Origin of the sequence: Bacillus sp. LJBS06, from assembly GCF_016924995.1 — a bacterium.
GTDB lineage: Bacteria > Bacillota > Bacilli > Bacillales > Bacillaceae > Bacillus > Bacillus stercoris.
Genome location: NZ_CP070483.1, coordinates 643519 through 655749, shown reverse-complemented (window position 1 = coordinate 655749; position 12231 = coordinate 643519). Strand labels below are relative to the sequence as shown.

The window sequence follows — 12231 nt, the reverse complement described above, 5'->3', positions numbered from 1 at the left end:
CCCTACTTTTGACTTTCAATCCATTTCGCTTCAGCTTCTGCCAGCCGCAAGTAATCAGGGACAAGCCTATGAACATCAGCTGCTTCCTTTTCCTTCCCGAGAAATGCCAATTCTGAAGGACGCGGGTTATGCTGGGCGGCAGTTCCAATGAACCCTTTTGTTCCAAGCACATCCTCGATCATCTGCTTGTGAATAGAAGTATCATGACCTAAAAACAGCACTGGGCGGTCCTTTTCTTTTAGCATCTCCAGCCAATCTGCCAGCAGCACATTTTGATCCGGAGCAACTTGCTCTAAAAGCCCATTTTTGTACTCATACAGACCTGTGTACACCTGTCCCCGTCTAGCATCAAAGATTGGGCAGATCAGACCCTCAAAATGCCGGCCATTTGCCGCAAGTGTCTCAAGACTTGATACAGCAGCAATTGGAATGTCTAAAGACCAGGCAAGTGTTTTGGCCAGCGTCACACCTATTCTTACTCCTGTGTATGAACCAGGGCCTTTTGCAACGACAATTTTAGAAAGGTCCTGCGGTGCCGTATCACAATCACTCAGCAATGAATGAACAGCAGGCATCGCTCTTACAGAATGATTCTTTTTCAAGTATGTAATGTATTCTGCTATAACGGTGTCTCCTCGAAGCAGCGCAATGCCCAATGTATAATTTGATGTATCAATTGCTAATATTGTCATGTCTACTTATCTCCTCACAAAGCATTTCATACCGATTCCCGACAGCAGTAAAGGTGATTTCCCGCTCACTATCACCAGCTCTTTTGATGACAATTTGCAGACGCTCCTGCGGCAGCTGTTCTTCAATTAAATGGGCCCATTCAATGAGACAGACACCTTGTCCGTGAAAATATTCATCGAGTCCCAAATCTTCACTTTCATCTTCCATTCTATATACATCCATATGATAAAGAGGAAGCGAGCCATCGTTATATTCTTTTATAATTGTAAAAGTCGGACTGTTTACAACACGTGTAATTCCCAGCCCTTCCGCAAAACCTTTCGTAAAAGTCGTTTTACCTGCACCTAAATCGCCCTCTAATGTCAGGACGTCTCCCGGTTTAGCAAACGATGCAGCCAGCTTGGCAATTGCTTTTGTTTCTTCAGGATTTACGGTTCTCCACTTTAATTGCTTCACACGAGTCACCTGTCTTATTTAAAATGATTATATCCTTTTTTCTCTAAGATCCTTAATCCGTTATCAGTTTTTAGGATCACGTTGGATTCTGTTTTTTCTCTGACATGGCCAATCTTTGTAATGGGCAGTTGATGCGTTTCACACTTTTGCTTCAACACTTCCCATTCGTCATTTGAAACCGTCCCTGTCAGCTCAAAATCCTCACCGCCAAACAAAGCCCATTCTTTCCAATTACGATGAAGCTTAGGCAAATCAGGATGAATTGGAAGCATGCTTTCATCAATTTCAATTGAAACACAGCTGGCTTCTGCAATCTCGTTCAGTTCACTAGCCAATCCGTCACTAATATCATTTAAAGCCGCCCGATTCATACTTGAGCACAATCTGCCGACACTTACTCTTGGCTGAGGCCGTTTATGCCTGTGGATAAAGTAATCAGTTTCCACAGATGAGTTTTGAAGATTAATCTCTTCCAGCAATAAAGAAAGTCCTGCTGCAGAAGAACCGATTTCACCCGTTACAAACACTATATCATTCGGTCTAGCCAAGCTGCGTAAACAGGCCCTTCCCTTTTCTACTTCACCGATCACAGTGACAGTTACGACTAATTTGTCAGAGATAGAGACTGTATCACCGCCAATCAGATCCATATGATATAGTTTCCCCAGTTCATTCATTCCTTCATACATCGCCTTGATTTCAGCTTTAGTCCATTTTGAAGGTACCGCAATTGATACCAAATAATATTTAGGAATGCCGCCCATCGCGGCAATATCACTTATATTAACGGCTAACGCCTTATACCCGATATCTTCAGGTGAGGAATAGTGTAATTTGAAGTGCACGTCTTCTACCATAGTATCAACACAAACAATTTCCTGAACGCCGTGTTTCGCAGTGTAGAGCGCTGCATCATCACCAATTCCTACATCAACGGAAGAATGGTGAATGGTCCGTGGAGTAATGCTATGTATCAAATCAAATTCATCCATGAAGCAAAACCTCCTTTCAACCCTAGTTATGCCTATATGTGCTCCCCCTAGTTTATCGAATTTTGCTAGAATATCCAAGAAGTTGCCGATATAAAGAAAGCTTGGCTAAGACACCAAGCAGAAGATACAGTAAAAGAAAACACAAAAAAAACGAAAACATGATCGTTTCGTTTACATTAATGGCGGTCCGGACGGGACTCGAACCCGCGACCTCCTGCGTGACAGGCAGGCATTCTAACCAACTGAACTACCGGACCATATTTATATAGTGTATTATTTCGGTTGCACCCTTTGGGCACTCCTTTTTCATTCAAAATAATTTGGTTGCGGGGGCAGGATTTGAACCTGCGACCTTCGGGTTATGAGCCCGACGAGCTACCGAACTGCTCCACCCCGCGATGATGTAATTTAAGATAAAAGCTTGGCGGCGTCCTACTCTCACAGGGGGAAACCCCCGACTACCATCGGCGCTGAAGAGCTTAACTTCCGTGTTCGGTATGGGAACGGGTGTGACCTCTTCGCTATCGCCACCAAACAAATGCCTTCAGGATGAAGGTACTGGGCGTTTCTCACAGGATGTGAGAGCCCTTAGCGGAGTTTCCTTACCTTTCCGCCTTTAGAGAGATGTTCTCTCAAAACTAGATAACAGGTATGACATCATTCAAAATGTGGTTAAGTCCTCGATCGATTAGTATCTGTCAGCTCCATGTGTCGCCACACTTCCACCTCAGACCTATCAACCTGATCATCTTTCAGGGATCTTACTTCCTTGCGGAATGGGAAATCTCATCTTGAGGGGGGCTTCATGCTTAGATGCTTTCAGCACTTATCCCGTCCGCACATAGCTACCCAGCGATGCCCTTGGCAGAACAACTGGTACACCAGCGGTGCGTCCATCCCGGTCCTCTCGTACTAAGGACAGCTCCTCTCAAATTTCCTGCGCCCGCGACGGATAGGGACCGAACTGTCTCACGACGTTCTGAACCCAGCTCGCGTACCGCTTTAATGGGCGAACAGCCCAACCCTTGGGACCGACTACAGCCCCAGGATGCGATGAGCCGACATCGAGGTGCCAAACCTCCCCGTCGATGTGGACTCTTGGGGGAGATAAGCCTGTTATCCCCGGGGTAGCTTTTATCCGTTGAGCGATGGCCCTTCCATGCGGAACCACCGGATCACTAAGCCCGACTTTCGTCCCTGCTCGACTTGTAGGTCTCGCAGTCAAGCTCCCTTGTGCCTTTACACTCTGCGAATGATTTCCAACCATTCTGAGGGAACCTTTGGGCGCCTCCGTTACCTTTTAGGAGGCGACCGCCCCAGTCAAACTGCCCACCTGACACTGTCTCCCCGCCCGATAAGGGCGGCGGGTTAGAAGGTCAATACAGCCAGGGTAGTATCCCACCGATGCCTCCACCGAAGCTGGCGCTCCGGTTTCCAAGGCTCCTACCTATCCTGTACAAGCTGTACCAACATTCAATATCAGGCTGCAGTAAAGCTCCACGGGGTCTTTCCGTCCTGTCGCGGGTAACCTGCATCTTCACAGGTACTATAATTTCACCGAGTCTCTCGTTGAGACAGTGCCCAGATCGTTGCGCCTTTCGTGCGGGTCGGAACTTACCCGACAAGGAATTTCGCTACCTTAGGACCGTTATAGTTACGGCCGCCGTTTACTGGGGCTTCAATTCGCACCTTCGCTTACGCTAAGCGCTCCTCTTAACCTTCCAGCACCGGGCAGGCGTCAGCCCCTATACTTCGCCTTACGGCTTCGCAGAGACCTGTGTTTTTGCTAAACAGTCGCCTGGGCCTATTCACTGCGGCTCTCTCGGGCTTGCACCCTAACAGAGCACCCCTTCTCCCGAAGTTACGGGGTCATTTTGCCGAGTTCCTTAACGAGAGTTCTCTCGATCACCTTAGGATTCTCTCCTCGCCTACCTGTGTCGGTTTGCGGTACGGGCACCTCTCACCTCGCTAGAGGCTTTTCTTGGCAGTGTGGAATCAGGAACTTCGCTACTATATTTCGCTCGCCATCACAGCTCAGCCTTATGGGAAACGGATTTGCCTATTTCCCAGCCTAACTGCTTGGACGCGGATATCCAATACCGCGCTTACCCTATCCTCCTGCGTCCCCCCATTGCTCAAATGGTGAGGAGGTGGTACAGGAATATCAACCTGTTGTCCATCGCCTACGCCTTTCGGCCTCGGCTTAGGTCCCGACTAACCCTGAGCGGACGAGCCTTCCTCAGGAAACCTTAGGCATTCGGTGGAGGGGATTCTCACCCCTCTTTCGCTACTCATACCGGCATTCTCACTTCTAAGCGCTCCACCAGTCCTTCCGGTCTGGCTTCACAGCCCTTAGAACGCTCTCCTACCACTGTTCGAAGAACAGTCCGCAGCTTCGGTGATACGTTTAGCCCCGGTACATTTTCGGCGCAGAGTCACTCGACCAGTGAGCTATTACGCACTCTTTAAATGGTGGCTGCTTCTAAGCCAACATCCTGGTTGTCTAAGCAACTCCACATCCTTTTCCACTTAACGTATACTTTGGGACCTTAGCTGGCGGTCTGGGCTGTTTCCCTTTCGACTACGGATCTTATCACTCGCAGTCTGACTCCCAAGGATAAGTCATTGGCATTCGGAGTTTGACTGAATTCGGTAACCCGGTAGGGGCCCCTAGTCCAATCAGTGCTCTACCTCCAAGACTCTTACCTTGAGGCTAGCCCTAAAGCTATTTCGGAGAGAACCAGCTATCTCCAGGTTCGATTGGCATTTCACCCCTACCCACACCTCATCCCCGCACTTTTCAACGTGCGTGGGTTCGGGCCTCCATTCAGTGTTACCTGAACTTCACCCTGGACATGGGTAGATCACCTGGTTTCGGGTCTACGACCACGTACTCATGCGCCCTATTCAGACTCGCTTTCGCTGCGGCTCCGCATCTTCTGCTTAACCTTGCACGGGATCGTAACTCGCCGGTTCATTCTACAAAAGGCACGCCATCACCCGTTAACGGGCTCTGACTACTTGTAGGCACACGGTTTCAGGATCTCTTTCACTCCCCTTCCGGGGTGCTTTTCACCTTTCCCTCACGGTACTGGTTCACTATCGGTCACTAGGGAGTATTTAGCCTTGGGAGATGGTCCTCCCGGATTCCGACGGAATTTCACGTGTTCCGCCGTACTCAGGATCCACTCAGGAGAGAACGAAGTTTTGACTACAGGGCTGTTACCTTCTATGGCGGGCCTTTCCAGACCTCTTCATCTACCTCGTTCCTTTGTAACTCCGTACAGAGTGTCCTACAACCCCAAGAGGCAAGCCTCTTGGTTTGGGCTAATCCCGTTTCGCTCGCCGCTACTCAGGGAATCGCATTTGCTTTCTCTTCCTCCGGGTACTTAGATGTTTCAGTTCCCCGGGTCTGCCTTCTCATATCCTATGAATTCAGATATGGATACCACTCCATTACGAGTGGTGGGTTTCCCCATTCGGAAATCTCCGGATCAAAGCTTGCTTACAGCTCCCCGAAGCATATCGGTGTTCGTCCCGTCCTTCATCGGCTCCTAGTGCCAAGGCATCCACCGTGCGCCCTTTCTAACTTAACCGTTAAAAAGAATCACTATGTGATATCTTGCATTACTAATTGAATGTGATGTCTACTGTTATCTAGTTTTCAAAGAACACGTTTCGAAGGAATGATCCTTCAAAACTAAACAAGACAGGGAACGTTCTGTTTATAAGACCCAAGGTCTTATATTCCGTATAATATCCTTAGAAAGGAGGTGATCCAGCCGCACCTTCCGATACGGCTACCTTGTTACGACTTCACCCCAATCATCTGTCCCACCTTCGGCGGCTGGCTCCTAAAAGGTTACCTCACCGACTTCGGGTGTTACAAACTCTCGTGGTGTGACGGGCGGTGTGTACAAGGCCCGGGAACGTATTCACCGCGGCATGCTGATCCGCGATTACTAGCGATTCCAGCTTCACGCAGTCGAGTTGCAGACTGCGATCCGAACTGAGAACAGATTTGTGGGATTGGCTTAACCTCGCGGTTTCGCTGCCCTTTGTTCTGTCCATTGTAGCACGTGTGTAGCCCAGGTCATAAGGGGCATGATGATTTGACGTCATCCCCACCTTCCTCCGGTTTGTCACCGGCAGTCACCTTAGAGTGCCCAACTGAATGCTGGCAACTAAGATCAAGGGTTGCGCTCGTTGCGGGACTTAACCCAACATCTCACGACACGAGCTGACGACAACCATGCACCACCTGTCACTCTGCCCCCGAAGGGGACGTCCTATCTCTAGGATTGTCAGAGGATGTCAAGACCTGGTAAGGTTCTTCGCGTTGCTTCGAATTAAACCACATGCTCCACCGCTTGTGCGGGCCCCCGTCAATTCCTTTGAGTTTCAGTCTTGCGACCGTACTCCCCAGGCGGAGTGCTTAATGCGTTAGCTGCAGCACTAAGGGGCGGAAACCCCTAACACTTAGCACTCATCGTTTACGGCGTGGACTACCAGGGTATCTAATCCTGTTCGCTCCCCACGCTTTCGCTCCTCAGCGTCAGTTACAGACCAGAGAGTCGCCTTCGCCACTGGTGTTCCTCCACATCTCTACGCATTTCACCGCTACACGTGGAATTCCACTCTCCTCTTCTGCACTCAAGTTCCCCAGTTTCCAATGACCCTCCCCGGTTGAGCCGGGGGCTTTCACATCAGACTTAAGAAACCGCCTGCGAGCCCTTTACGCCCAATAATTCCGGACAACGCTTGCCACCTACGTATTACCGCGGCTGCTGGCACGTAGTTAGCCGTGGCTTTCTGGTTAGGTACCGTCAAGGTACCGCCCTATTCGAACGATACTTGTTCTTCCCTAACAACAGAGCTTTACGATCCGAAAACCTTCATCACTCACGCGGCGTTGCTCCGTCAGACTTTCGTCCATTGCGGAAGATTCCCTACTGCTGCCTCCCGTAGGAGTCTGGGCCGTGTCTCAGTCCCAGTGTGGCCGATCACCCTCTCAGGTCGGCTACGCATCGTTGCCTTGGTGAGCCATTACCTCACCAACTAGCTAATGCGCCGCAGGTCCATCTGTAAGTGGTAGCCGAAGCCACCTTTTATGTTTGAACCATGCGGTTCAAACAAGCATCCGGTATTAGCCCCGGTTTCCCGGAGTTATCCCAGTCTTACAGGCAGGTTACCCACGTGTTACTCACCCGTCCGCCGCTAACATCAGGGAGCAAGCTCCCATCTGTCCGCTCGACTTGCATGTATTAGGCACGCCGCCAGCGTTCGTCCTGAGCCAGGATCAAACTCTCCGATAAAGTAGTTTGACTGACTACGCACATTGCTGTGCGATTTATAAAAATGAATTAACAGGTACGTTTTGTCTTGTTTAGTTTTCAAAGATCATTCAATAATGGAGCGGGTGATGAGAATCGAACTCACGACATCAGCTTGGAAGGCTGAGGTTTTACCACTAAACTACACCCGCGTGATATCTTATATTGGCGCGCCCGAGAGGAGTCGAACCCCTAACCTTTTGATCCGTAGTCAAACGCTCTATCCAATTGAGCTACGGGCGCTTATCAAGCGACTTAACTATCATACTATCATTCGTTGTTGAAGTCAAGAAGTTTTTTTAAAAATGTTTTTCGAATCTTTTTCAATTCGACTTTTCTTATTATACACATTTTAAAATTCTTGTAAACACCTTAGAAAAACTTTTTTGTTTTTCGTTTTGTTTCACGCTGTTCATCAGCGACGTTTAATAATATACCATGCCTGTTTTATTTGGTCAATACTTTTCCTGTATTTTTTATTTTCTTCTTTCACGCCTTTGTTTTGTATATATTTTATCTCATCTTACAAACAATATTAGATGGGTGTATAACAACGGAAACTTAATTACTGACCTGTTGGATAACTTGCTTCTTGAGTCGACAGGCGTACTGCCAAAAACAAGGATTTATGAAATGAGCTCTAATCAGACGTTTCGGGAAACACTTGCTTTTTTGATTGTACGCAGAATGCATTTGCGAAATCGCTCGAGACATTGGGCGTTGAGTTGGCAAAGCTCTCCCCTGTTCCAAATTATGATATTAACAGTGCAGAGAGTATGTTGAATTACCATGATGCACAGTTTACCTTCAGGTTGGATGAAACGAGAATCGGGGAAATCTATCAAGGGAGATCTCCAGCCGAAATGGCGGATAGTTACAAGTCATAGACCCTCCGGCAGGGTAGTCCGGGGTTAGGCGATATGAATGCCTAATCAAGGCGGAAAGGTGCTCAATGAAACTTCTTGAGCACCTTCTAATTTGTGAAAATCATTCATTCAACGATTGGCGTTAAAGAATCACCATTCCATATTTCTCCCTTATTGAGCGTCCAGCTGTCATGATATAAAGCTAAAGCACCTTTGTTTACTGCTGGGCTCCATTCATCATTCCATGCGAGAAAGTAAATGGTTTTAGGATATTTTTGTTTTATTGCATTGATGAACAGGCTGTAATCGAAGCTGCCGTTTGCTGTTTGCGGGCCCACTTCTGCAAAAGCAAATGGTTTATTAAGCGCAGTTAGTTGGTCATATCCATTTATCGAATAGGCATCTTGGAAATACGCATCTAGTCCGACAATATCCACGTAAGACGCACCAGGGTAAAAATCGGTTTTGAAATCTCGATTGGCGTCGGGGGAGTAAACCCAAAGCAAATGATCAAGTCCTCTTGTGTCGGTCATATAATGATAGATTTTCTTGTAGAGCTGTTTATATAGAGAGATTCTTTCATTATCCTTTTGATTATATAATGTAAGTCCCCACCAAAACCATTCACCGTTCATTTCATGCAGCGGCCTGAACAGAACAGGCACACCTTGGTTCTCCAGCTCTTGAAGTCCGTCAGCAATTTTGCTGAGCATGGCATTTAGCCGCTTCCCTTCTACTGTTGAAGAGTCTAGTATTTTTTTATACTGATCATTTGTAATCGGTGTTTTAAAATGCCCTGACTGAAAAGCAGGGTTCGCCAGGTGCAAACTGATTTGCGGAATTCCGCCATTTTTCCAATACGAAATTAAATCGCTGTTGCAGCTTACATCTATTGAATCTTCAATATTTGCTGTTTCAAGCCACCCTCTGGCATAATCACAGCCGTATATAGCAGGCGATTGCCCGGCGGCGCTTCGGATTCTATCAGCCTCAGCCATAGAAAATGTGTCATGACTGTAACCTCCGAACGCGCCAGAAAGAACTCTGTTTTCCGTACGGTTCGGCAGATGAGCAAGCCAATTCATCACTGCTTTTGTTGTCTGCTGTGCATTAGGATTTACAGGAGACACAGTATGCGCTTGAACTGGTTTTGCTAAAACAGCAGACGCAAGTAAAAATAAAATGAGCAAAGAGATCGTATATTTCTTAACCACATCCAACTCCTCCATTCATTAAGGGTGAGAGATCATGAATTCACATGTTCCTTCTATTGAAAATTCGCCAAAATGCGCAGGCAGAATAAAGTGTGAGCCTGCAGTGCATTTATACTGAATACCATTATTGATGATTCGTCCTGATCCGCTCAGAACACTCCCAAGCAAATAGGTTTGATGAGAAGGAAAAGAAGCTCGGCCGCTAATCTTCCATTTGTACACTGAGAAATAATCTGATTGCACATAAACAGTGATCTCCGCGTTACCAGCATCTTTCACTTCAGGTGTATGCGCTTTATCAATATGCGGTATCGTTATGACTTCCATAGCTTTTTCTATATGAAGAGATCTTTTTTCGCCCTGGTCATTACAGCGGTCATAATCGTATACGCGATACGTTGTATCAGAGTTTTGCTGGATTTCAAGGACGAGGGTTCCCTCACATAAAGCATGGAGTGTACCGCTTGGCACATAAAAGAAATCTCCGGGCTTAATTTTGATTCTCCTCAGCAGCCCGTTCCAATCACCGCTTTCAATTCGCTGTTTGAACTCTTCCCTTGTGCTTGCGTGATGTCCCAAAATCAGTTCGGCGTCATCTTTGCAATCCATGATATACCAGCACTCTGTTTTACCAAGATCACCGTTTTCGTGCAGCTTTGCATAATCATCATCAGGATGGACTTGCACGGAGAGATCCATATTTGCATCAAGCAGCTTTACCAAAAGCGGAAACACCTTACCATCCGGAAACCCGAAGAACTCCGGATGATCTTGCCATACTTGATCAAGTGTCTTTCCTGCCAGCGGACCGCTTTTTACAACCGACGGACCATGAGCATGTGCAGAAACGGCCCAGCATTCACCTGTTTTTTCTGAGGGTATTGCGTAGCCGAAAGCATCGTAAAGCTTTGTTCCCCCCCATATTCTTTCTTTAAAGACAGGCTCTAAAAATATAGGATGCTTCATGATCGCACCTCCCCGGATGCTGATTCTGCTTGCAAGGCCTGTTGCGCTAAAACCAGCGTGCCGATGATTCCTGCGTTACTGCCTAAATGAGGAGGGACAATATAACCACTAATAATTTCTGATAATTCAGAAAAATTAAAGTAGCTGTTCATGATCTTCGGTACATATTGATAGATATAAGGAAACACTTGTTTCTGTTGCATGACGCCGCCGCCAAGAATGATTTTTTTAGGTGCAAGGATCAAAATATACTGAGCCAGCGCTTGGGCAATATAGTACCCTTCCAGTTCCCAGACTTGGGTTAGATCTGATAAATCAGCAGCTTTTTTTCCCCAGCGGGCTTCGATAGCGGGGCCTGAAGCTAAGCCTTCAAAGCAATCTCCATGATAAGGGCACTTCCCTTGGTATATGTCATCCGGGTGCCTCCGGATATAAATATGGCCCATTTCTGGGTGTGACAGCCCCTGAAGGAGCCTCCCCTCTACAATAGCCCCCGCGCCTATGCCAGTTCCAATCGTTATATACAGGCAGCTGTCGAGCCCCTTCGCTTCACCGAAAAGGAATTCACCCAGCGCTGCAGCGTTAACATCCGTACTAAACCCGACTGGGATTTTCAATTCGTTCTTAACGGTTTGCAAAAAGGGATAGTGTCTCCAGCCCGCTTTCGGCGTGGCCGTAATGGTGCCGTATGTTTGACTGGTTTTATCGTTATCAACAGGACCAAAGGAGCCAATGCCGATTGCCTGTAATGAAAATTGGCGAAAATATTGAATCACTTTCTCTATCGTTTCATCCGGCATCTTTGTAGGGAATTCTATCCTGTCAATGATCGTTCCATCTTCTCTGCCGACAGCACAAACAAACTTTGTGCCGCCTGCTTCAATACCGCCAAGCATGCAGATGGCCTCCTTGTTGTCTCCGCAATCAGCGCCGTATGTTTACAGAAGTCACAACAAACTTGTCATGCCGATGACGTGAAAAGGAATATTCAAATGGAATCCCGGTATCTAAGAAGCCCACATGTTCCACTTCAAGAATTGGATCATCCTGTTTGCAGCCCAGATGCTGCTGGTCAATATGATCAGATTTGCAGGCTCTGATTTTCCGATGCGTTCCGGCGATTTTGAGCTGCAGCACATTTGTAATATGATTGTAGATCGAATCATGAAGGACATCGTCATTAATGCCTGGGATTAAATGCGTCGGCATATATGTTTTTTCCAGTACATAGGGTTCACCTTCTACAATCCGCAGCCGAACGACATAATAAACCGGTGTTTTCTGATCAATAGACAAATGGGCGGCCACTTCCTCAGTGGGAAATTGCACTTCAAACTGAATGACCTTGCTTTTGATTTTTTTATCTTTCAGCAAGTTGGTCAATCCGAGAATCTCATTGCTGACTACATGGACATGGTCATCCTGTATTGCAGATTGAATAATAAACGTGCCATGGCCGCGTTTTCTGAACAGCAGACCCTCGGCAACTAAATTATCCAAGGCTCTCTTCATCGTCATACGGCTTGAGTTAAATTCTTTTGCAAGAGATACTTCATCAGGAATGGGCTGATCGATCGGATATACGTTATTTTTAATTCTTTTTCTCATTTCATTTGCAATGATTTCGTATTTATTCATTGGATCCTCCGGCAGCTGTTAGAGTCTGATATCACATAAGCTTTTACGGATATCATAAGTTCTTTTCCCTATT

Annotated in this window: 7 protein-coding genes, 4 tRNA genes, 3 rRNA genes and 1 pseudogene; 1 reads left to right on the top strand and 14 read right to left on the bottom strand. The window is 47.0% G+C overall.

From position 1 onward, the window contains the following. Positions 1-2 precede the first annotated feature (2 nt). From tsaB to JQX68_RS03360, 10 genes are all read right to left on the bottom strand, one after another. Positions 3-692 carry a tRNA (adenosine(37)-N6)-threonylcarbamoyltransferase complex dimerization subunit type 1 TsaB gene (gene tsaB / locus JQX68_RS03405; RefSeq protein ID WP_069149069.1) on the bottom strand — a complete coding sequence of 230 codons (690 nt, stop codon included), beginning with the start codon at positions 690-692 and terminating at the stop codon, positions 3-5. Beyond that, entirely contained in the window at positions 673-1149 is a 477-nt protein-coding gene (gene tsaE / locus JQX68_RS03400) for a tRNA (adenosine(37)-N6)-threonylcarbamoyltransferase complex ATPase subunit type 1 TsaE (RefSeq protein ID WP_069149068.1), read from the bottom strand. Before tsaE ends, tsaB begins: the two co-directional genes overlap by 20 nt. 14 nt (positions 1150-1163) lie before the next feature. Next, positions 1164-2141, bottom strand: a complete 978-nt coding sequence (thiL, locus tag JQX68_RS03395; protein WP_134975894.1) for a thiamine-phosphate kinase — start codon at positions 2139-2141, stop codon at positions 1164-1166. 180 nt (positions 2142-2321) lie between these two features. Beyond that, positions 2322-2398, bottom strand: a tRNA-Asp gene (locus JQX68_RS03390). 64 nt (positions 2399-2462) lie between these two features. Beyond that, a tRNA-Met gene (locus JQX68_RS03385) sits at positions 2463-2539 on the bottom strand. Between the two features lie 21 nt (positions 2540-2560). Next, positions 2561-2676 (bottom strand): 5S ribosomal RNA (rrf, locus tag JQX68_RS03380). A 133-nt stretch (positions 2677-2809) separates the two neighbouring features. Beyond that, positions 2810-5737, bottom strand: a 23S ribosomal RNA gene (locus JQX68_RS03375). 170 nt (positions 5738-5907) lie between these two features. Then, positions 5908-7456: ribosomal RNA gene (locus tag JQX68_RS03370) — 16S ribosomal RNA — on the bottom strand. The 16S, 23S and 5S rRNA genes sit together here with 4 tRNA genes alongside, the layout of an rRNA operon. Before the next feature lie 96 nt (positions 7457-7552). After that, a tRNA-Gly gene (locus JQX68_RS03365) sits at positions 7553-7626 on the bottom strand. A 14-nt stretch (positions 7627-7640) separates the two neighbouring features. Continuing rightward, positions 7641-7717: transfer RNA gene (locus JQX68_RS03360), tRNA-Arg, on the bottom strand. 288 nt (positions 7718-8005) lie between these two features. Here JQX68_RS03360 and JQX68_RS03355 point away from each other — a divergent pair. Further along, positions 8006-8375, top strand: a pseudogene (locus JQX68_RS03355) (manganese catalase family protein); the annotation flags it as partial. Positions 8376-8465: 90 nt separating this feature from the next. Here JQX68_RS03355 and gmuG read toward each other — a convergent pair. The 4 genes from gmuG to gmuR are packed head-to-tail and all read right to left on the bottom strand — an operon-like array spanning position 8466 to position 12158. Next, a complete protein-coding gene (gene gmuG, locus JQX68_RS03350) occupies positions 8466-9554 on the bottom strand; it encodes a mannan endo-1,4-beta-mannosidase (RefSeq protein ID WP_134976448.1) in 1089 nt (362 codons plus the stop codon). Positions 9555-9572: 18 nt separating this feature from the next. After that, positions 9573-10520 carry a mannose-6-phosphate isomerase, class I gene (gene manA / locus JQX68_RS03345; RefSeq protein WP_069149065.1) on the bottom strand — a complete coding sequence of 316 codons (948 nt, stop codon included), beginning with the start codon at positions 10518-10520 and terminating at the stop codon, positions 9573-9575. Further along, a complete protein-coding gene (locus JQX68_RS03340) occupies positions 10517-11416 on the bottom strand; it encodes an ROK family protein (RefSeq protein ID WP_147772968.1) in 900 nt (299 codons plus the stop codon). The genes manA and JQX68_RS03340 overlap by 4 nt, the downstream gene beginning before the upstream one ends. Positions 11417-11444: 28 nt before the next feature. Then, positions 11445-12158 (bottom strand): transcriptional regulator GmuR, encoded by a 714-nt coding sequence (gmuR, locus tag JQX68_RS03335; RefSeq protein ID WP_014662999.1) that lies wholly within the window; start codon positions 12156-12158, stop codon positions 11445-11447. Between the last annotated feature and the right edge of the window lie 73 nt (positions 12159-12231).

Bases quoted from the DNA above. Each gene is read 5' to 3' on its own strand.
- gmuR (WP_014662999.1), bottom strand. From the start codon at position 12,158: ATGAATAAATACGAAATCATTGCAAATGAAATGAGAAAAAGAATTAAA.
- JQX68_RS03340 (WP_147772968.1), bottom strand. From the start codon at position 11,416: ATGCTTGGCGGTATTGAAGCAGGCGGCACAAAGTTTGTTTGTGCTGTC.
- thiL (WP_134975894.1), bottom strand. From the start codon at position 2,141: ATGGATGAATTTGATTTGATACATAGCATTACTCCACGGACCATTCAC.
- manA (WP_069149065.1), bottom strand. From the start codon at position 10,520: ATGAAGCATCCTATATTTTTAGAGCCTGTCTTTAAAGAAAGAATATGG.
- tsaB (WP_069149069.1), bottom strand. From the start codon at position 692: ATGACAATATTAGCAATTGATACATCAAATTATACATTGGGCATTGCG.